The following is a 20,403-nucleotide window of genomic DNA, read 5'->3' on the forward strand; positions in this document are numbered from 1 at the left end:
GAGCGGCCAGTCAAGAAGAAAACGCTGACAAAAAATCCAGCCTCCCTCCTTAGGTATATTCCGCTCCCTATGATTCTTTATTATTTTCAATTTGCTGCTGGAGCTCTTTGTACCGCTGCTCCTTCGGCTTAAGTTTTACAGCCGACTTGATAGCCTCTTCTGCTTGACCAAGCTCATTTTTTTCCGCATACAGCAAGGCTAAATTGTAATATGAGGCATGGTCTTTAGGTTCTTTTTCCACAGCTCTTTCCAAAAGGGAAATCGCCTGATCATATTCGCCGATTTGAATATCAGAGACAGCCAGGATTTTCAAAAGATCGGCTGAGGCATCTTTTTGCTCCGCTTCTCCGTTCAGCAATTCCGTTACTTCTTCATACTTTCCTTCCTGATACAGCTCGTTTGCCTGCTGAATCAGCGCTGACTCCTGGCGGGAAGGCGAATGCAATCCGTAATATAAAAACCCGGCTGCCAAAGCAATCAGCAAAACCGCTGACAACAATCTTTTTCCAAAGGCTCCGGTTTTGGGCAATCCAAGTGCGGCAGCTGCGAAAAAGCCGCCAATCAGACCGCCAATATGTCCAGAGTTATCAATATTTGAAACTGCAAAACCGAAGCCAAGATTAATGATAATAATGACAATAATATTGGTTCCAATGGTTCTTAAAAACATTTTCCGATTTGACAAAGCTACATACAGCAGTGCGCCTAAGCATCCAAATATGGCTCCTGAAGCGCCCGCTGAAGGATACGGGCTGAACACAAAGCTCGCGATTGAACCCGTAATGCCAGCCGCCAGATAAATCAGCAGAAATCTGCCCGAGCCGTACATCCGCTCAACTGCTGTACCAACCGACCATAAAGCAAGCGTATTAAAAGCTAAATGCGCTATGCCAATGTGAAGCACGATCGGAGTCAGGAGCCGCCACCATTCTCCGGCTGCAATCAGACTGTTTTCCTTTGCCCCAAAAGAGACCAGCGTCTGCGTATTTGTGCTGCCCCCGTTTAGTTCAAGCAAGAAAAACATTAAGACCTGAAGCGCGATGAATACATATGTAAAGATTGGTTTTCCGTTTTGAAAAACCGCCGCTTCATTTTTTCTCTGTTCTTCTTGTTTCAGTACGAGCGAAAGGAAGCGTTCTCTCGCCATTTGCGCGTCTTCAAACGAATCACGGGCTTCTGTACATTCTTCTGCACGAATTGATGGGAAAACAGCTTGAAGGTCATCACGAAGCATCGTTCCCCTCACGATCGCCGGCTCAACTAAGACAGGTCCCTTCTCAAAAGGCTTTTCGGCGATCTCTTCCCAGTCATCAACAGGGGCTTCCGCTGAAAAAAATACATTCAGCAGCTTCATCTTGCGTCTGCCAAGTTGCTTTCTGACTTGTTCTACTCGTTCAGCCTGCTCTTCGATATCTCTTGCCATTTCTTGCCGAAAATCAATATCATGATTATAAAGGCGAACCAGATCATAAGAAGACTTGTCCGGTGCTTCCAGCCATATTTCACCTGACTCACCGGCTTGTATGACGCCATACCCGCTATTCACTAGGTGCTCCGCAGTTTTCCAATATGTATACTCCAACAAATACATGTTTACCGCTCCAATGGTTTTTTTTCATTATAACAGCTGGCGCTCCGAACGCCTACTGAAAGCAAAAAATCCCGTTTTTCACGGGATTTTAGAAAGCTTGCTGTATAAACTTATTACGGATAAACGGAATTCTTAAAAAGAAATGGATAAAAGACCGCCTGATACCCGGCTGGCTGAGTACGGTATTCATAAGACGGTAGCGATTTTGATAAAACATAACGGCAGAAACAGCAAAAATGGCATAAATCATAAGTTTTTTCATCTTATCCCTCCTGCCAATAGGGTTTGTCATTCTTTCTTATTTATTCTTGAATAATGAGCAGGAGTTATGAAAAACAAGACATGATCCGATCCTCTGTTATCAGCTTATGTACCGGGATGTCATGCGGCAGACGGGGGACGTGTGCAAACAGCTGGCACTCCAAAAGCAAAGAGACTGTCTTCCCTTTATAATCGCTTAAATAACGGTCATAATAGCCGCCGCCAAAGCCAATCCTAAACCCATCAGTATCAAAACAAACACCCGGAACGATCATCAAGTCAATTTGCGATGGTTTCACTTCTTTTGTTTTTTCAATCACCGGTTCAAGAAGTCCGGCGTAAACGGTTTCGAGCTGATCATCCGTCTGATAGGTGCGAAATTGCATTTTCTTCGTGTCCGGGTCACATTTTGGAATACAAACTTGTTTCCCTTCTTCCCAAGCCTGCTCAATGACGGGGCGCGTCGGTATTTCCAGCCCTCTGGAGATGGTGACGGCAATGGTGCTGGCATTTTGCCACTCCGGCAGTAAAAACAAATGCTTGTATATACGTGCTGTTTTTTGAAGAAGATCTTCACTTGATACAGCAGATAGTGCCTCCATCGTCTTTTTTCTTAATTGTGATTTCATCTCTCATCCCCCTCGGAATAGAAAAAAAGCCAGAACCTTTTTCAAAGCTCTGGCTTTTTTCTTACACCTTAAACAGCTAGGCTGTTATTTTGTTTCACGGTGTAACGTAGATTTTTTATCACGTGGGCAATATTTTTTAAATTCAACGCGGTCTGGATTGTTGCGTTTGTTCTTTTTAGAAATATAGTTACGCTCACCACATTCAGTGCAAGCCAAAGTAATATTAACGCGCATTATTTTCCCTCCAAACTAAAATCATTTACTTATTCAGACTTATATATAATACCACTATAATGGACGGAAAGCTAGGCTGTTTTTCAATGAATTGCTGAATTATTGATGATACGCTTATAAAGGTGCAAATATGATTCCGTAATAAGCCGGGGATGGTGAAGTTTGATCACTTGTTGTCTGCCGGCATCTTTTATCCGGCATGCTTTTTCCCGGTCTTTTAATAACCTGTCCAGCAGAACAGCTGCTTCCTCTGCACGCGTAAAATCAACGGTGATTGCCGTTTTGTCATGAACCGCATAGTCACAAAAACCGCCCGATGGAGAAACAGCAGTCAGCACACCTTGTTCCATGCTTTCTTGCGCGGCAAGCCCAAACGGCTCATAAAAACTAGGGAATACAGCCATTTCACAGTGAGACAGAAACGCTCTGATGTCTCTTTTGTGCAAAAACGGCAGGAACATGACACGTTCCTTCAAGTTCAATGCCTCAGCCAATTTCTCATAGGAGGACAAAGACGGCCCTTCCCCAGCCAGCACCAAATGCAAGTCAGGCTGACGCTGCCTCAAGATAGCAAACACCTTTAACAGATGAGAAAACCCCTTTTCCGGAACAAACCTTCCAAACGAAAATAGGAACCTTCTATTCATGCTCTTTGATATTTTCCCCTTTTCTTCCTCCATAGATGCAGGGCTCGGGATAACGGATATTTTTTTACCTGCTGTCTTATCAAGAGACCGTTTCATAAAAGTGCTTAATACAATCAGTTCATCAGCGGATTCTATAAGGAGCCGTTCGGTCTGCAGTCGGTATGGGTGCGGTGCTTCTTGGCACGCCTTCTTCCTTTCCCTTTCAAGACCATGGATTGTCGCAGCAAGCGGAAGACCAAGCTGTTGTTTCAAATAATAAGCAGCAGGGGCTGTCATGTCGTCATGGGCATGAATCAGATCAAAGCGTTCATTGCAGGATAACATATGCTGAACCATTGCAAAGTTGGCATTAGCTATGAAATCTTCAAACTGCGCATATGAAAACAGCTTCCTGCTTGGAGTGCAAACCGTTATGTTGATATGTGGTTTTAAATAGGAAATGAGACGGTTTAAATGGACCCCGAGCCCGCTTTTCGGCTCATGAGGATGTTCGAGAGTCAGCATGAGAACGTTCATCGTTCTTTTTCCCCTCTCCCATAACAGGTGTAAGCAGAAAATTGCTTCTCCCATCTGGTGTGCCCGTCCTCAATCTGAAAGCTGTTTATATCGCTAACCCCATTTTCCGCAAGATAGATGTCCTCTGTATCGGCGAGCTTGAGCGTCACATTCATAGAATTAACGATTCTGTACTCAGCCCGATAGACAGCATCACCAGCCGCCTGTCCAATCGTCCATTCCCCTTTATCATATGTTGGGCGTTTCATCCTGACAGCTTCGATGCCTTTTCTTTTGATGACAATGCGCAATTCTTTTATCATATCCTGCGTTTTTTCGAAAAGCACCGCTTCAGCCAGCTGCATTGTTTCTTCTGAGATCTCCCAGCGTACGGTCAAGGTGTGAGCGTTTTGAATAATCATGTCGAATGTGTCCCTAAAAAAAGAAAGCCTATGTCGTATATTATAGAGAAATGGGTGTTTATCCATAGACTCCTACCATTCTCCTTTCCTATCGTTCACTCGGTGTCCCTATTAAACCATTACATAGAGAGGAAGCAAAGAAAGATTTCTCGACAAAATCTCGTTTTTTTCGCGAATTCCTTTAGAATCCATTGGTTTTATGGTATAAAAAAGAAGGATAAAAAAAGAATAGAAGGTGATGAAACGTGGAAATTGCTATTATTGCGTTGTTTATCGTCAGTATAGCGCTAATTGCATTCTCATATTCTCAAAGAGATCCGATGAAAGATGTAGAACAGGAGCTCGAAACACTGCAGCTTTCTGCGATGCAGGAAATTTACAAGCTCAAAAAGAAAATGACAGTGCTTGAGGAAGAATTACTGGAAACAAACCTTGTCATCCGCAAATCAAAGCATAGCGACATCAATCAAAAGATCGCCAAACAAATACTTTCTAAATATAATAACGGCATGTCCGCTGAAGCGATTGCTAAAGCTGAGCATGTATCAGTGGAAGACGTAAATACGATTATCAAAGATAACGAGAAGGTGCTCGTATGACAAAACGGGGCATTCAGGCATTTGCTGGCGGCATTATTTTAGCGACGGCCGTTCTCGCAGCTGTTTTTTATCTTACAGACGAAGATCAGGCCGCTGCTGTAAAAGAAAGTAAAACAGTAACCGAACAAGACGTGAACAATTACCTTGATTCTAAAAAAATGGTTTCTGTTAACCGTGATGAATATCAAAAACTTCTCGACTCAAAAGAGAAATCCTTGAGCAATGACAGCAGCTCAGACACGAAAACAGACAAAGTAAAAACGTACAAGCTCACCATTAAAGATGGCATGAGCACTGCAGATGTATCAGATATTCTTGAAAAAGAAGGCATCATCTCCTCGGCTCAAGACTTTAACGACTATGTCATTGATGCCGGCTATCACAAAGAAATCCGCGCTGGGGAGTTTAAAGTAAAATCAGACATGAGCTTCAAAAAGATCGTAAAAACGTTAACACGATAAAAAAACAGGCTGACTGTCAGCCTGTTTTTATTTACCCAAACTTTCCTGTAATGTAATCGAGAGTTCTTTGATCCTGCGGGTTTGAGAACATTTTATTGGTATTGTCGCATTCAACAAGCTCGCCCATGTAGAAAAAGGCGGTTTGATCAGAAACCCTTGCTGCCTGCTGCATGTTATGCGTGACGATTACAATGGTATATTTATTTTTCAGCTCAAGAATGAGTTCTTCAATTTTTCTCGTTGAGATTGGATCCAGTGCAGATGTCGGTTCATCCATCAGCAAAATATCAGGATTTGTCGCTAGCGCTCTGGCGATACAAAGACGCTGCTGCTGGCCGCCTGATAACGAAAGGGCGGATGAATGCAAACGATCCTTCACCTCATCCCATAACGCCACGTCTTTTAATGACTTTTCCACAATGTCTTGAAGCTTCTTTTTATTTTTAGTGCCGTGGACTCTCGGTCCGTAAGCGACATTATCAAAAATGGATTGCGGAAACGGGTTCCCTTTTTGGAATACCATGCCGATATTTTTTCGTAAATCCACGATATCCACTTTATCCTTTAAAATGTTGCTGCCATTATAGTTCAGCTCACCTGCAAGCTTTACATTCGGCGTCATTTGAATCATTAAGTTCAGTGTTTTGATGAAGGTTGATTTCCCGCATCCTGATGGCCCAATGATTGCCGTGACCTCGTTTTCATGAATGCTCAAATTGATATTTTTTAAGGCATGATGCTGGCCATACCATAAGTTCATTCCATTGACTTGATAAACTTCCTGTTTCATTACAGCTTCGGTAGCAATACTCATTGCCGCCCTCCTATCCGAATTTCCCGTTAATATAATCCTCTGTTTTTTGCTGCTTCGGACTTGTAAAAATCTGTTCAGTCTGTCCGTATTCTACAAGCTCGCCGTTTAAAAAGAACGCCGTCCGGTCAGAAACCCGCAGAGCCTGCTGCATATTGTGCGTGACAATAATAATCGAGTATTCGCTTTTCAATTCTGTAATTAATTCTTCTATTTTTGCATTTGAAATCGGATCAAGCGCTGAAGCTGGTTCATCCAGCAGAAGAACAGCCGGCTTCATCGCAAGCGTTCTCGCGATGCATAAACGCTGCTGCTGGCCGCCTGATAATGAGAGTGCAGATGAATGCAAACGGTCCTTCACCTCATCCCAGAGCGCTGCTTTTGTTAAGCTTTCTTCCACAATCTCATCTAAAACGGCTTTATTCCGCTCTCCGGCATATTTCAATGCATGTGTGATATTGGCATAGATCGATTTCGGAAATGGATTCGGTTTTTGGAAAACCATTCCGATTTCTCTTCTTAAGCTGACAACGTTAATATTGCTGCCCAGTATATTTAGTCCTTCATAAAGGATTTCACCTTCAGCTCTTGCAGAAGGAATTAAATCATTCATTCGGTTAATATTTCTCAAAAAAGTAGACTTTCCGCATCCTGACGGCCCAATCAAAGCGGTCACCGCGTTCTTTTCAATATCCATATTCACGTGGTGAACTGCTTGTTTATTTCCGTAAAATATAGACAGATCTTTCACTTCAAGCACGTGGTGCTGCTTCGGAACGAAAACAGCACGTTCAGGCTTTTCTTTTACCATTTGTTCAGACATGATTTTCGCCTCTTTCCGTTCTAATTTGCCGTAAGCTTTTTGTAGATCATCGTGCCAAGCCATCTCGCTGCGAGATTAAACACAAGAACAGAAATCACCAGCACCGCAGAACCTCCGTTGGCAATCGCTTCAGCATCCGGAATCATTCCTTGCGTATTTACGTTCCAAATGTGGACCGCCAGTGTTTCAGCGGGCCTGAAAATATTAAGCGGAGATGTTTCAGAAAACGGGTTCCACTCTGTAAAATTAAGACGTGGCGTTGTCAGACCGGCTGTAAATAATAGTGCCGCCGCTTCTCCGAACACCCTTCCTGACGCTAAAATCGCTCCTGTGATGATAGAAGGGATCGCACTTGGAATTAAAACTGTTTTTACGGTATGCCAGCGTGAAACACCTAAAGCGAGAGATGCTTCCTTCAGATCTTTAGGGACTGTACGGATCGCGTCTTCTGTCACACGCACCATGACAGGAAGGTTAAAAACAGTTAACGCAAGCGCACCGCCTATGATCGTATATCCCCAGCCTGTTAAGTTGACAAACATCAGTAATCCAAACATCCCAATGACAATAGACGGAAGAGATGAAAGCACCTCTATACATGTTCTGATGAAATCAGTCACTTTGTTATTAGGCGCGTACTCAGCCATGAACACTCCGCCGCCCACACCGAGCGGGATTGTAATCAGCATGGTAATAAACAAGATATAAAAGGAGTTAAACAGCTGGTCACGTATTCCTCCTCCAGCTGCAATGGCACTCGATTTTGTTGAAATAAAGTCGAAGCTGAGCTGAGAAACACCGTTGATAATAATATAGGAAAACAAGCCTACTAGAATTGCAGCGATAATGGCTGCACACAAACCAAACATTCCAGTCGCCAGTTTATCTGTTATTTTGCGGTTCATTACACTTTCCTCCTAGATGACAAGTAGCGAATAAGCAGGATGAACAAGAATGACATCACCAGAAGCACTAGCCCCATTGACCAAAGCGTATTATTTTCAACGCTGCCGTATGTGGTGTGGCCCATATTCAGTGTGATGATCGTTGTCAGTGTTCCAGCAGTGTCGAACAGGCTTTCCGGCAATACTCTTGTATTTCCAATGACCATCTGAACAGCCAAAGCTTCACCAAACGCCCGTGCCATACCAAGTACAACAGCTGTCATTAATGTTGGAAAAGCTGCAGGCACAAGTACTTTTCTGATCGTCTGCCATCTAGTCGCACCAAGCGCGTAAGAACCTTCTCTTAAACTCTTCGGAAGAGAAGCCATTGCATCTGCAGAGATCGATGTGATGGTCGGCAGAATCATGACGGAAAGGACAATCGTTCCCGCCAATAAACTGTGCCCTGTCCCGCTCGATTTGAATTGGGCGATAAACGGCACCAATACTGTAAGACCTATGAATCCATAAACAACAGATGGAATGCCGACTAAAAGCTCAATCACCGGCTGCAGCACTTTCTTTCCCCAATTCGGCGCAATTTCTGTCATAAAAATCGCACCTGCAATGCCAAGCGGCGCAGCAATGAGTGCAGAAAGAATCGTTACTGCAAATGATCCAAAAATAAATGGCAGCACGCCATATTTCGGATCAGCATCTGTAGGGTTCCAATTTAGACTCGTTAAGAATTCAATTGGGCTTACACCATTTACTAGAAAAGATTGCAGCCCCTTAACGCCGAGGAAAATGGTGATCGCTACAGATGCCGCAATCATAATAAGCGCACAAGCTGTCACAATCATTCTTCCCCGAACTTCATCCAATTGCCTATTTTGCCTTGAGCTGATTAAACGCTCGCTCACAGACATATTTTCTCTATTGTTTATCATTGTTTTACACTCCTATGAATGTGTTAAGAGGAGAAACGGTTGTCCCCGCACTCCTCTTTTTATTAAGATCAGCTTTGCTTCCCGTTGGCATCGCGTGTCACTTTCATATCAGTAACCGGAATGTAGCCTTGGTCAGTAACAATGCTTTTTTGAATGTCTTCACTCTTTAGATAATCTAGAAATTCTTTAGCTAAATCTGTCGCTTCACCTTTTGTATAAGAATGTTGATAAGCCCAGATCGGATACTCGCCAGTTGTCACATTTTTTGCTTCAGGTTTTACACCATCAATAGATAGAGCAGTTACTTTGTCATCTGTTAAATATGAGAATGCAAGATATCCAATCGCTCCCGGAGTATCAGCAATGATTTTTTTCACAGTGTTGGAGGAATCTTCAGTAATGCCTTCTGCAGGTTCTTCTCCGTCAAGCGCATATTTCACAAATGTAGCACGTGTGCCAGAAGAATCAGGACGGTTTACAAGTGTAATCTTTTGGTCTTTGCCGCCAAGCTCTTTCCAGTTTTTGATTTTACCAGTGAAGATTTTTTTCAATTCATCTTTAGAAATATCCTTCACACCAGCATCAGGGTTTACAGCTGCTGCCATACCAACGACTGCGACTTGATGATCGACAAGCGCTTTTGCATCAATACCTTCTTTTTCTTCAGCAAAAACGTCTGAATTCCCGATCTGAACAGCTCCTTCAGAGACTTGAGAAAGCCCTGTTCCAGAACCGCCAGCTTGCACCTGTATATCAGCATCAGGGTTTTCTTCCATAAATTTTTCTGCGGCTGCAAGTACTAATGGCTGCATAGCCGATGAACCAGAAATGGTTAAAGAACCTGATGCCTTTCCTTCTCCTTTTGCAGAATCGCTATTCGATTTTTCACTTTCTCCTGCATTTCCGCATGCAGCTGCAATGATCATAAAAGCAGCCATTAGAAGCATAAGCACCAATTTGTTTTTTTTCATTTCCTGAATTCCCCCTGCGTATAATGTGTAATTTGTCCTACACGTATAGAGTAAAGGTTCTATGTAAAAAGGGTTTGAACCGAATGTTAAGGTTTTGTAAATCAATGCGTTTTTTTGTATAAAAAAAACGCCCACATCATGTGAGCGTTTCTTTTTAGTTATCAGAAGACGTTGTGTTCTCTGCATTTTCTTCGATTTTATCTTTATTCTTTTGTTGCGTATCTTCTTTGTCCTGCTTCGATTTCAGCTCAAAATATTTATCCATTACCTCTCTGCCGATTTCGTTTGTAATGGTATATTTAGCGCTGTAATCAATATAAGCCCAAGGTACTACGACAGAGATCGCAATTTCAGGATTATCAGCCGGCGCATAAGCGACAAGTGTCGTATTATATGTCGCTGTTCCTGTTTTTGATTTATCAGGCCCGTCATAGAACGATTGTGCTGTTCCTGTTTTCCCAGCAGGCTGATATGATGCTGACGCAAATTGGCTGGCAGCAGTCCCTTTGGTCATCACTCGTCTGAATCCGGCCTGTACTTCTTTAATGTATTCACTCTTCATGTCGATTTTATTCAGCACTTCCGGCTGAACGGATTGCACGACAGCACCAATCCCTTTTTCAGCATTAGGTTCTCTGACTTCTTTTACTAGCTGAGGCTTCAAGCGGTAGCCGCCATTTGCAATCGTTGATACATATTGTGCCAGTTCCAGCGGTGTATACGTATCGTACTGACCGATTGCATAGTCAAGCAAGAATCCCGTTAATCTGTCTGTTCCTTTATAGCCTGTCATTTCATTCGGAAGATCAATTCCAGTTTTAACTCCCAATCCAAATTGGCTGAAATAATTCCGGAATGTATCAAAGGCCGTTGTATCAATCGGTAAAGCTTGATGCGGTTTATATTCACCTTTTCCGAGTGCAATCGCCGTTTTAAACATAAATACGTTGGAAGACTGCTCTAAGGCTCTTTGAATATTGACCGGTCCTAAGTTCGTCCATGACTTTTTACCATTTTTATCCTGGCTACCAATATACAATGGTTCATCCTGAAAAACGGTATTCAGGTTGATGGCACCAGTTTGCAAGCCCGTCAGCACGGTTGCACCTTTGACAGCCGAACCCATGGCATAAGATGACGTCATATTTCCTAGCGCGTAATCATCAATTTTATATTTCCCATTTTCTTGTTTAATCTGCTTACCCGCCATTGTCAGCACTTCACCGTTTCTCGGGTCCATCATGACAACGAATGCCCGGTCTAATAATCCAGTGCTTGGTCTTGCTTTAGCAGATTTGAGATTCTTCTCAATGATTTTTTCCACTTCTTTTTGCAAATCAATGTCAATCGTAAGTACGAGATCTTTTCCGGCTTTGCCTTCAGAAACGGTTTTTGTTCCCGTGACATTGCCGTTTGAATCCGTGATGTTTTCCACCTTTGCTTTTTGTCCCTGCAGAAGGCTTTCGTACTGGTATTCAATATAACTTTTTCCGACCCTGTCATTTCGGCTGTAGCCAAGAGACAGATAATGGTCGAGCAAGTTGGACGGCAATCCTTCATCAGAGCTGGAAACACTTCCGAGCACTGAGCGAAGAAGGTTTTTATACGGATATTCGCGTTCCCAATCGGACGTGACATCAACACCCGGCAGTTCGTCTAAATGTTCACTTACAACTGCCATTTCTTTCGCTGATACATCTTCGTTTTTGATATATTGAGGGGTCAATGCATATCCTGAATCCATCTGTCTTTTGATGGCTAGGATCTGCATGTCTTTATCCGTCAGTTCATTCAGCTGCTTATCAGTAATTCGTTTTAGCTGGAGCTGATATAAATCGTCATCGGATAATGTTTTGTCTTCAACCTGCTTTCTTTCTTTAGCGGTAATCAACTTTTTGGCTTCTTTCGACCTCGTTAAAATCCAATAATCCTTTTTATCCCGTTCTGTTACTTTTTTTGTATCAACTTTAATCATATCAGACAGCTTTTTTGCGATCTTTAAACGCTGGTCTTGCGTGGTCGATTTAGATCTGGTGTATGTGATTGCATTTAAAGCCTTATTTGTCACGATGGCATTAAAGTTTCGATCATAAATTTTCCCGCGCGGCACCGCCGAGCTGACTTCACTTTGTTCCTGCTGATTGGCTTGGTTTTTGTAATCATCGCCTTGTACGATCTGCTTGATGCCTAATTCCACAATGATCCAGGTGAATATGACAAAGGCAGCCAAGAATAAAATATTCAGCCGGATCGGAAGCGACTTCTTTTTCTCTTTATGATTTTGCTTTTTTGGTTTATTTCTCCTCATAACATCACCTTTTTCTATTTACAGAAAGAAAAGACACTCAAGTAAGAGTGCCAGTTTTCATTCTAAAGGTTTTTTCGACTTTTTTCTACAGATAACCCCTTTTTGACAAAAAATTATCTTTCGCCTTTTAAAAGATTCGGTTCAGTTACCCGTTTTTGGCCGTCTTCTTCCATGGTTTCATTTTCCTCTTCTTTCTCCTTAAAACGGATATCCTTAACAAAGTAATAAATCAGCGGATGTCCTATGCCCAATATAGCGAGTGACAAAGGAATTCCCACATCCTCTTTCAGAAGGGCCACGATCAAGAGAAAGCATAAAATGGAGACAATCCTGCCGGCGTTTAAAAACAGTTCCCTCAGCACGATATATTCAATTCTTGCTTTTCTGGCATGCCGCGCCCGGCCTATCACATCATATGTAAGTGATACATATGGCACGAGCAAAAGAGGATAGCCGATGGCAATAAAAACGCCGTACGTCAATAATGTCGTAAAGCTCATATGAAACAGAATCAAAAACAGCGCGCCATACAGAATAAGGCCGCCCAGCAAGATTGATTTTTTTCTGGCCTTTTTCTTAATCAGCCTGGATGCAAAGTAGTAGGCAAAGAAGGAAACAGCTGAGTTGACAAGGCCGAATGTGCCGAGGGCCAGTTCGCTGTTTGTCTCAATAAATACAAATACACTGATTAAGAAGACAAAAATCCCTTCTCTCAAGCCTTGAAAAAAATGCGCATTCGTAATTCTCCGCCAATTCATATTGCTATGACGCTCTCCAAATACCTTGCTCAGCATAAAACGGCCCTTTGATTCTCTCCGTTTTAAAAAAAAGCTCATCACGACAGCCAAGGCAAATAAACTGAGGGAGAGACTGAAAATCACTGTGTAACCCGTATTATTTTCAAGCCTTGAGATAACAAATCCCGCTACAATCGGACCGATCATCCCTGCAGAGGAAGACAGAATGCCCATAAATCCGTTGAAAAAGTCTCGCGTCTCCGGCTCTGTTATTTCAAAGGTCAGCACGTTAAACGCTAGCCAATAAAAGCCATAGCCCACTCCGAGCACCGCGCCGATCAGCACGAGCCGGCTGGCCGCCGTTTCTCCGGCTAAAAGCACACTTAAATAAAAGGCAGCTAAAAAAATGACGCCGAACCTTAAAATGAACACCCTGTCTATTTTTTTGGCTAACCGTCCAGCCAAATAAAAGGTTAACGGCTGCATTGTCACAATGGATAAATTATATATCGCCAAATCAATAAATTTCCCTGACTGCTTCCAAAGGTACACATTAACAAATGTATTGGACAATGCAATTCCCAGCGAATAAAGCCCGCCAATGGTCAGCAGAAAGAGTAACCCTTTGTTTACGTCTACATCGCCAATTACTTTTTTTAGTTTGCTCATTACTGACTCCCCTTTACTATCCCTTAGTCTGTCTCACTCAAACCGAGATATGTAAAAAGAAGACAGAAAAAAACAAGGCCCCCCCTATTGAGGACCTTGCTTGTGTCATTATTTTGCTTCGCTGTATAGACGAGCCACTTCGTCCCAGTTCACAACTTTCCAGAAAGCTGAAATGTAATCAGGACGGCGGTTTTGGTAGTTAAGGTAGTAAGCATGCTCCCAAACGTCAAGTCCTAAGATAGGCGTTTTGCCTTCAGAAAGCGGAGAATCTTGGTTTGGTGTGCTTGTGATTTCAAGTTTGCCGTTGTTCACAACAAGCCATGCCCAGCCAGAACCGAAGCGTCCAGCTGCTGCAGCTGCGAATTGCTCTTTGAATTTGTCAAAGCTTCCAAATACACTGTTGATCTCCTCAGCAAGCGCGCCAGTCGGCTCGCCTCCGCCGTTTGGAGATAAAAGTGTCCAGAATAATTTGTGGTTCGCGTGTCCGCCGCCATTGTTGCGGACTGCAGTGCGGATGTTTTCAGGAACAGAATTAAGATCTGCAACAAGCTCTTCAACTGATTTGTTTGCAAGAGCCGTGTTTCCTTCAACCGCTTTGTTTAAATTTGTAACGTATGTGTTGTGGTGTTTCGTATGGTGAATAGTCATAGTTTCCTTATCAATATGCGGTTCTAAAGCATCGTACGCATAAGGTAATTCTGGAAGTTCGTAAGCCATGATAAATTCCTCCTTAATATATATGTACTGAAATGCCGCTTCACAGCGAGCCTTTCTTCATTCAATGTAACAAAAGAACGCTGTGTAATCAATGAAAATGCTCACATTTTGGCTCATTTCAGCGGACATATTTCACTTTAACCGATAATCCGCCCCATTAAACCTGCCGCCCGCAATTCTTATAGGACCGTCCATAAAAAATATCCGATCATCAAAAGCTGTATGATGCCCTTTGCAATCACCCCTGTTAAAAAGCCGATGAGTGAGCCGAGACCAATTTTAAACGCTGACTTTAAGTCCTTTTGATGAACGATAAGTTCTGCACAAACAGCCCCGATAAACGGCCCTAATATGATCCCCGCAACCGGAATGACGAAAGGCCCGATTAATAAACCGATCGTGCTTCCCCATATGGCGGCTTTGCTTCCGCCAAACCTTTTTACTCCAAGCAGATTAGACACGTAATCCGCGGCGAATAATACTGCGGCAAAAACAGCTTCAACGAGCCAGAACATATATGAATACGGACTGAACGAAAACAAAAATCCGTACAACACAAAGCCGGCAACGATAAATACTACGCTCGGAATAACGGGATACACCAGCCCTATAAAAGCGATGACAAATACCGCCGCAATCAACAGCCAATATAACATATCCATAAAATCCATCCTCCCTTTTTACATCTATCTTCTTCATGTCTTCCTTGTATTCACACGCAGGCAACGATACAATAAGCAACATATATTAGTATAGCTAGGAAGTGAAGATAGTGAATGTATTTCAGCTTTTCATTAAAAGTACATACTCTCCCCGTGATATTGCAAAAACAAGATTTCAAGGAATCGGAAAAGCGATTCTTTATGTATTTTTGCTCTCTGTCCTGTTTGCAATCCCTACCGCTTATTATGTAAGTACAGGGACCGTAAAATCAATGAACGGCTTTAAAACTGTTTTACACAAAGATTTCCCTGATTTCAAAATTTCAAACGGCAAACTTCAAACCGATGAAAAAAAAGCCACGGAATCACAGGCAAATGGCTTCGTTATCGTGTTTGATCCGACAGACGCCTACGGCACTGAACAAATCGAAGCAAAGCAAAACGCAATCGGCATCCTTCAGAACAAATTTGTTTTGGCCATTGACGGACAAGCCCAAGAAATGTCTTACTCAATGATGCCGTCAGAGTTACAGAAAAAAGATGTCATTGCAGGTTTAAACCAAAATAAAGCGATGATTGTAACTGTTCTCTCAGCTCTTATTTTTCTCGTAACAGCAGCGGGAAAATTTATTGAAGTATCGTTTTTAGCGCTTATCGGGTTAATCATTAAGAATTCGCAGAAAAAACATTTATCCTATCATCAGCTCTGGAAGCTTTCTGCTTATTCCATCACCCTTTCGACTGTGTTCTTTACGATCATGCGGGCATTAGAAGCAACAGTTCCAAGTGAATTTTTACTGAACTGGTTCGTCAACTTTGTCATCCTGTTTCTTGTTTTGAAAGAGATCCCGTCCAAAAAAGTTGCTGCATAATCTGAGACTGCCTTCGCAGTCTCTTTTCTTTTGTCATGAATCGAAATGGACAAGCATACTATAGTATAAAATTTCGTATGCGGGAGGAAAAGCGATGAAGCGTCTCACTTTTGTATGCAGCATTGTTTTTATTCTATTTATTCTTTTTTATGATCTTAAAATTGGAACAATCCCCATCCAGGACCTCCCTGTCTATGAAGCATCAGCAAAAACGGCTGAACAGGAACCAGCCTATAAAACGGTGAAGGTACAGCCGGGTGACACCGTTATGTCAATTGTGGGACCAGCAGGTTCTCCTGACGACATTGTAAAGGATTTTGAAACACTGAATCCGAATGTGAAAGCCAACGCCATTCAAGCGGGAACAGCGTACAAATTCCCGGTCTACCCTTAATTAACGTTAATTTCTTGTCAGTTCGGCGAAGACACTGTTACAATGTAATTTGTAAAATAAATTCACATAAACCATACTAGAATTGTTATATCTAGAAGCGGCAACTACAATTAAGGAGCGATTGCAAGTGAGTGAAATCACACATCGTACAAAAACGCGTCCCGTCAAAGTGGGACCTTTAACAATAGGCGGCAACAATGAAGTTGTTATCCAAAGCATGACAACAACAAAAACACATGATGTAGAAGCAACGGTTGCGGAAATTAACCGTCTGGCTGAAGCCGGATGCCAAATCGTCCGGGTAGCATGTCCGGATGAACGGGCGGCAAATGCCATCGCGGATATTAAAAAACGCATTTCCATTCCGCTCGTTGTTGACATACATTTCGATTATAAACTTGCGTTAAAAGCCATTGAAGGCGGCGCAGATAAAATCCGAATCAACCCAGGCAACATCGGCCGCCGTGAAAAAGTCGAAGCGGTCGTTAAAGCGGCGAAAGAAAAAGGGATTCCGATCAGAATCGGAGTAAACGCTGGTTCACTTGAAAAACGGATTTTAGAAAAATACGGTTATCCGACAGCAGACGGAATGGTAGAGAGCGCACTTCATCACATTAAAATTCTTGAAGATCTTGATTTTCACGATATTATTGTCAGCATGAAGGCATCTGACGTCAACCTTGCGATCGAGGCTTATGAAAAAGCAGCGAAAGCATTTGACTACCCGCTGCATCTTGGGATCACTGAGTCAGGAACACTGTTTGCCGGCACAGTAAAGAGCGCAGCAGGACTCGGCGCGATTTTAAGCAAGGGCATCGGGAACACCATGCGTATTTCATTAAGCGCAGATCCTGTGGAAGAAGTAAAAGTAGCAAGGGAGCTTCTGAAATCTTTCGGCTTAGCCTCCAATGCTGCCACACTCATCTCATGTCCGACTTGCGGCCGTATTGAGATTGATTTGATCAGCATCGCCAATGAAGTGGAAGAATACATTTCTAAGGTGAAAGCGCCGATTAAAGTCGCTGTTCTCGGCTGTGCAGTAAACGGACCTGGTGAAGCGAGAGAAGCTGATATCGGAATCGCCGGAGCACGTGGTGAAGGACTGTTGTTCCGGAAAGGAAAAATTGTCCGTAAGGTTCCAGAGGAAACAATGGTAGAGGAACTCAAGAAAGAAATCGACATTCTTGCTGAGGAACACTACGCAAAGCTTGAAGCTGAAAAAGCAAAACTAAAAGAAGAAACACAAAAAGCTTGACGGGAACCCGTCAAGCTTTTTTGTGTTAGAAAAATGGAATAATAAATATTCCAAGCACTAATGAGACGACACCGATACCCATCGCCCAAGCTCCTAGGCCTTGGGCACCTCTTCTTCTTGCGATATAGCCGACAATAATACCGGCAGCTCCCAATAAAACAGGCAGTACAAACAATGAAATAATGGACAAGGCTAATGCAATATAGCCTATTCCCCGCCCTTCATTGACATTGCCGTCGCTGCGGTCATTGTCTCGGTCATTGCTGCGGTCAGTAGCACGGTAAGGCTCTGCGATTTCAGCAGCCGTTTCCTCAAAAAAACCATCGTTGTCGCGGGTAATATTTGATCCTTCAGAACCATGATCTACATAGTAGCTGTTGTTATCACGTTTTTCGTAATCGTTTGCCACCTTCAATTCCCCCTTCTGTTTTTATTAAAGGAGCTTTTATAGTTTGATCTATTTTGCCTGATTCATGTTTGCTAAACTTTTCTGTTAATGTCAATTGTTTATGTTACACTGGAAGGGATGAAACTGAAGGAGTGTGGGCATGTTACGCTTAGGAATAGATATTGACGGCACAATCACGGCTCAGGATACATTCGTCCCTTATTTGAACCGCTCGTTTAATCTTTCCATTTCATTAAACGATATGACGGATTATGATTTGACAAAGCTGTTAAACATTACGCAGGAAGAATTTTGGGATTGGATGAATCAAAATGAAGCCATCATATATAAGGAAGCATTGCTTGCGCAGCATGCAAAACAGTCACTTGACCTCCTCAAAGAGGAGCACAAGCTTATTTATATTACAGCGAGACGGACTCATTTAACTGATATTACTTATGAATGGTTTGACAGACAAAATATTCATTACGACCACATCGAACTCGTTGGCGGTCATCATAAAGTTGAGGCAGTCAAAAAACACAACATTGACTTGTTTTTTGAAGATCATCACGGAAACGCAATGATGATTGCGAAAGAAGCCGATATACCGGTGATTTTATTCAATTCCCCTTATAATCAGCTTCCGCTTGATTCAAACATCATCAGAGTCAGCAACTGGCTTGAAGCCGTTCAATGGATTAACAAAAATAAACATCATATCGTACGTGTCAATAACTGAAAAAGGAGCCCAACCGGGGCTCCTTTTTCTCATATAAACAATTACGCAGTAGTGTTTTCTTGGTTTTCCGCTGTACAATCAGGGCATGTGCCGTAAATCTCAAATTTATGTCCGCTGATCTGATAGCCATCCAAATCATCACAAAGCTTGTCCATCGGGCATGATTCAATTTCTTTTGTTTTGCCGCAGGCAAGACAAATAAAGTGATGGTGATGGTGGGTAAATGAACACTTAAATCGGAAGAGTTTTTCACCGGACAGCTCAGTTGTTTCCAAAATACCAAGTTCTTCATATAAAGAAAGGTTTCTGTAGATTGTATCAAAGCTTAAGCCGGGATAATCATCATTTAATGCAGACAGTACGTTTTTAGCGGTAAGATACCTGTCTGAATCAGCAAAAAGCTGCAGCATATCTTCACGTTTATTTGTATATTTATATCCGTTTTCTTTCAGTAGGTTCAGCGCTTCTTGTACGTTCATGAAGGGTCCCCCTTTTCGCTTTGCTTAAGAACGTATCACATGTATGAAAAAGAAAATGGCAGCTGTCTGACCAGCAAGCCATTTTCTTTACTGCAGATAAAATTATACCCATAAAATGAATAAAAGTAAATGAAAGCCTAGTGGATTGCGTTTTTGAATTTTCCGCCTCTCGTTTCATGCGTATTCATAATCGTAATGAATGCATTTTGATCGACTTCAAACACGATCGATTTTAGCTTAGTCACTTCCAGCCTTGTGACAACCGCGTAAATCACGTCCTTTTCTTCGTCCGTATATCCGCCTTTCCCCTTCAGCTTGGTTGTTCCGCGACCGAGACGGTGCAAAATCGCGTCGGAAATCTCATCATACTGATCAGACACAATAATGACAGCTTTTGTTTCATCAAGCCCCTGGATCACGGCATCAATGGTTTTCATCGCAATATAATAAGTCATGAAAGAGTACATCGCTTGCTCAGGACCGAACACAAAACCAGCCCAAATGAAAATGAATACATTGATGAGCATGACGAACTCACCAACTGAAAATGGCAGCTTTTTCGTCAGCAAAATACCGAGAATTTCTGTACCATCCATTGAACCTCCGTTTCGAATAACGAGCCCGACGCCAAAGCCGAGCAAAAGACCTCCGAACACAGTGGCCAAAATAGGCTGAGTTGTAATGGCTTCTACATGGTGAAGCGAGGATTCAATAACGGCAAGCCCGACAATTCCAATCATCGTAGAGACAAGGAAGGTCTTACCGATATATTTATAGCCGAAGATCATAAAAGGAATATTTAAAATGACAACGAATAAAGCGAAATTCAAAAAGGGGTTTGACATAAAGAGGTGGTCTAAAATAAGTGATACACCGATAATCCCGCCATCAATAAAATCGTTAGGGATTAAAAATAATTCAATACTTACAGCCGCAGATGCCGCTCCTGCCAGAATCATGAAGACCCTGAAAATAAAATGGGAAAATGTTTCTCTCTTATGTTGTTTTGTTGGGGTCATAAAATCTCCTTTCCTGCAATAACTATTTTAAATACATTATAAATCTATTTTACCATTAAACACTGACACATTTTACTGATTTGCCCATACATTAAGTCTGGAGGTGGAATGGTCGATGATTTTATTTCAAAGAATTATTTTGCAGCGGCTTAATCAGGCTACTGCTGACGATTTGCTGAAGTACTCAAAACAATACGGAATCAGCCTAACAAGACCGCAGGCCGTTGAAGTAGCAAACCTGCTGTACGGGAAAAATGTGAACATCTTTAATGAGAGTGAACGAATGCGGCTGCTGAAACAAGTAGAGGCAATTACATCGAAAGAAACAGCCCAAACCGTTAATGAACTATTCAAACAATTTACAAGCTGAAAAAATGGGGGAC

Annotated in this window: 25 protein-coding genes; 7 read left to right on the top strand and 18 right to left on the bottom strand. The window is 42.3% G+C overall.

What is annotated here, in order from left to right; genetic code table 11:
* Window positions 1-67: 67 nt before the first annotated feature.
* The 6 genes from yqgP to M1M80_RS12780 form a co-directional block, all read right to left on the bottom strand.
* The gene (gene yqgP / locus M1M80_RS12755) at window positions 68-1,591 is read right to left on the bottom strand and encodes a rhomboid protease YqgP (RefSeq protein ID WP_060399028.1); all 1,524 of its coding nucleotides are present in this window, start codon (window positions 1,589-1,591) and stop codon (window positions 68-70) included.
* A gap of 88 nt (window positions 1,592-1,679) precedes the next feature.
* Entirely contained in the window at window positions 1,680-1,853 is a 174-nt protein-coding gene (locus M1M80_RS12760) for a hypothetical protein (RefSeq protein WP_003236997.1), read from the bottom strand.
* 64 nt (window positions 1,854-1,917) lie between these two features.
* Window positions 1,918-2,481: a 5-formyltetrahydrofolate cyclo-ligase gene (locus M1M80_RS12765; RefSeq protein WP_060399029.1), complete on the bottom strand. Its 564-nt coding sequence runs from the start codon at window positions 2,479-2,481 to the stop codon at window positions 1,918-1,920.
* 84 nt (window positions 2,482-2,565) lie between these two features.
* Window positions 2,566-2,715 carry a 50S ribosomal protein L33 gene (gene rpmG / locus M1M80_RS12770; RefSeq protein WP_003153056.1) on the bottom strand — a complete coding sequence of 50 codons (150 nt, stop codon included), beginning with the start codon at window positions 2,713-2,715 and terminating at the stop codon, window positions 2,566-2,568.
* 83 nt (window positions 2,716-2,798) lie between these two features.
* Window positions 2,799-3,878 carry a glycosyltransferase family 4 protein gene (locus tag M1M80_RS12775; RefSeq protein WP_060399030.1) on the bottom strand — a complete coding sequence of 360 codons (1,080 nt, stop codon included), beginning with the start codon at window positions 3,876-3,878 and terminating at the stop codon, window positions 2,799-2,801.
* Window positions 3,875-4,345 carry a hypothetical protein gene (locus M1M80_RS12780; RefSeq protein WP_060399031.1) on the bottom strand — a complete coding sequence of 157 codons (471 nt, stop codon included), beginning with the start codon at window positions 4,343-4,345 and terminating at the stop codon, window positions 3,875-3,877. The genes M1M80_RS12775 and M1M80_RS12780 overlap by 4 nt, the downstream gene beginning before the upstream one ends.
* Window positions 4,346-4,524: 179 nt before the next feature.
* Here M1M80_RS12780 and M1M80_RS12785 point away from each other — a divergent pair, with 179 nt between their 5' ends.
* Together M1M80_RS12785 and M1M80_RS12790 are read left to right on the top strand one after the other, a co-directional pair.
* The gene (locus M1M80_RS12785; protein WP_003226272.1) at window positions 4,525-4,878 is read left to right on the top strand and encodes a hypothetical protein; all 354 of its coding nucleotides are present in this window, start codon (window positions 4,525-4,527) and stop codon (window positions 4,876-4,878) included.
* Entirely contained in the window at window positions 4,875-5,339 is a 465-nt protein-coding gene (locus M1M80_RS12790) for an endolytic transglycosylase MltG (RefSeq protein WP_019258905.1), read from the top strand. Before M1M80_RS12785 ends, M1M80_RS12790 begins: the two co-directional genes overlap by 4 nt.
* Before the next feature lie 31 nt (window positions 5,340-5,370).
* Here the strand turns inward: M1M80_RS12790 and pstB (M1M80_RS12795) are convergent, their stop codons facing one another.
* The 9 genes from pstB (M1M80_RS12795) to M1M80_RS12835 form a co-directional block, all read right to left on the bottom strand.
* Window positions 5,371-6,153: a phosphate ABC transporter ATP-binding protein PstB gene (gene pstB, locus M1M80_RS12795; protein ID WP_060399032.1), complete on the bottom strand. Its 783-nt coding sequence runs from the start codon at window positions 6,151-6,153 to the stop codon at window positions 5,371-5,373.
* A 10-nt stretch (window positions 6,154-6,163) separates the two neighbouring features.
* The gene (gene pstB / locus M1M80_RS12800) at window positions 6,164-6,973 is read right to left on the bottom strand and encodes a phosphate ABC transporter ATP-binding protein PstB (protein ID WP_060399033.1); all 810 of its coding nucleotides are present in this window, start codon (window positions 6,971-6,973) and stop codon (window positions 6,164-6,166) included.
* 20 nt (window positions 6,974-6,993) lie between these two features.
* Entirely contained in the window at window positions 6,994-7,878 is an 885-nt protein-coding gene (gene pstA, locus M1M80_RS12805) for a phosphate ABC transporter permease PstA (protein WP_003237008.1), read from the bottom strand.
* The gene (pstC, locus tag M1M80_RS12810; RefSeq protein WP_060399034.1) at window positions 7,878-8,807 is read right to left on the bottom strand and encodes a phosphate ABC transporter permease subunit PstC; all 930 of its coding nucleotides are present in this window, start codon (window positions 8,805-8,807) and stop codon (window positions 7,878-7,880) included. Before pstC ends, pstA begins: the two co-directional genes overlap by 1 nt.
* Window positions 8,808-8,875: 68 nt before the next feature.
* Window positions 8,876-9,778, bottom strand: a complete 903-nt coding sequence (locus tag M1M80_RS12815; RefSeq protein WP_003237013.1) for a phosphate ABC transporter substrate-binding protein — start codon at window positions 9,776-9,778, stop codon at window positions 8,876-8,878.
* A 154-nt stretch (window positions 9,779-9,932) separates the two neighbouring features.
* Window positions 9,933-12,086, bottom strand: coding sequence for a penicillin-binding protein 2A (gene pbpA, locus M1M80_RS12820; RefSeq protein WP_060399035.1), 2,154 nt, complete (start codon window positions 12,084-12,086; stop codon window positions 9,933-9,935).
* Between the two features lie 113 nt (window positions 12,087-12,199).
* Entirely contained in the window at window positions 12,200-13,492 is a 1,293-nt protein-coding gene (locus M1M80_RS12825; protein WP_003237017.1) for an MFS transporter, read from the bottom strand.
* 108 nt (window positions 13,493-13,600) lie between these two features.
* Complete coding sequence (sodA, locus tag M1M80_RS12830) at window positions 13,601-14,209, bottom strand: superoxide dismutase SodA (RefSeq protein WP_003237019.1); 609 nt, start codon at window positions 14,207-14,209, stop codon at window positions 13,601-13,603.
* A 179-nt stretch (window positions 14,210-14,388) separates the two neighbouring features.
* Window positions 14,389-14,871: a DUF456 domain-containing protein gene (locus M1M80_RS12835; protein ID WP_060399036.1), complete on the bottom strand. Its 483-nt coding sequence runs from the start codon at window positions 14,869-14,871 to the stop codon at window positions 14,389-14,391.
* Between the two features lie 110 nt (window positions 14,872-14,981).
* Here M1M80_RS12835 and M1M80_RS12840 point away from each other — a divergent pair, with 110 nt between their 5' ends.
* The 3 genes from M1M80_RS12840 to ispG all read left to right on the top strand — a co-directional run bounded on the left by M1M80_RS12840 (window position 14,982) and on the right by ispG (window position 17,392).
* Window positions 14,982-15,743, top strand: a complete 762-nt coding sequence (locus tag M1M80_RS12840; RefSeq protein WP_060399037.1) for a DUF1189 domain-containing protein — start codon at window positions 14,982-14,984, stop codon at window positions 15,741-15,743.
* Between the two features lie 94 nt (window positions 15,744-15,837).
* Window positions 15,838-16,137 carry a LysM peptidoglycan-binding domain-containing protein gene (locus M1M80_RS12845; RefSeq protein WP_003237024.1) on the top strand — a complete coding sequence of 100 codons (300 nt, stop codon included), beginning with the start codon at window positions 15,838-15,840 and terminating at the stop codon, window positions 16,135-16,137.
* A 121-nt stretch (window positions 16,138-16,258) separates the two neighbouring features.
* Complete coding sequence (gene ispG / locus M1M80_RS12850) at window positions 16,259-17,392, top strand: flavodoxin-dependent (E)-4-hydroxy-3-methylbut-2-enyl-diphosphate synthase (protein WP_080010835.1); 1,134 nt, start codon at window positions 16,259-16,261, stop codon at window positions 17,390-17,392.
* Between the two features lie 25 nt (window positions 17,393-17,417).
* Here the strand turns inward: ispG and M1M80_RS12855 are convergent, their stop codons facing one another.
* Window positions 17,418-17,807, bottom strand: coding sequence for a DUF308 domain-containing protein (locus M1M80_RS12855; protein WP_080010836.1), 390 nt, complete (start codon window positions 17,805-17,807; stop codon window positions 17,418-17,420).
* Window positions 17,808-17,940: 133 nt separating this feature from the next.
* On the opposite strand from M1M80_RS12855, the gene M1M80_RS12860 reads away from it, so the two are divergent.
* Complete coding sequence (locus M1M80_RS12860) at window positions 17,941-18,522, top strand: hypothetical protein (RefSeq protein WP_060399038.1); 582 nt, start codon at window positions 17,941-17,943, stop codon at window positions 18,520-18,522.
* Between the two features lie 41 nt (window positions 18,523-18,563).
* Here M1M80_RS12860 and zur read toward each other — a convergent pair whose 3' ends face one another.
* Complete coding sequence (gene zur / locus M1M80_RS12865; protein ID WP_003237031.1) at window positions 18,564-19,001, bottom strand: zinc uptake transcriptional repressor Zur; 438 nt, start codon at window positions 18,999-19,001, stop codon at window positions 18,564-18,566.
* A 137-nt stretch (window positions 19,002-19,138) separates the two neighbouring features.
* On the bottom strand, window positions 19,139-20,020 hold the full coding sequence (locus M1M80_RS12870) for a YitT family protein (protein ID WP_003237036.1): 882 nt from the start codon (window positions 20,018-20,020) through the stop codon (window positions 19,139-19,141).
* A gap of 115 nt (window positions 20,021-20,135) precedes the next feature.
* Here M1M80_RS12870 and M1M80_RS12875 point away from each other — a divergent pair, with 115 nt between their 5' ends.
* Complete coding sequence (locus M1M80_RS12875) at window positions 20,136-20,390, top strand: DUF2624 domain-containing protein (RefSeq protein WP_003237038.1); 255 nt, start codon at window positions 20,136-20,138, stop codon at window positions 20,388-20,390.
* Window positions 20,391-20,403 lie beyond the last annotated feature (13 nt).

The sequence above is a fragment of the Bacillus inaquosorum genome (assembly GCF_023238325.1).
Taxonomy (GTDB): Bacteria; Bacillota; Bacilli; order Bacillales; family Bacillaceae; genus Bacillus; species Bacillus inaquosorum.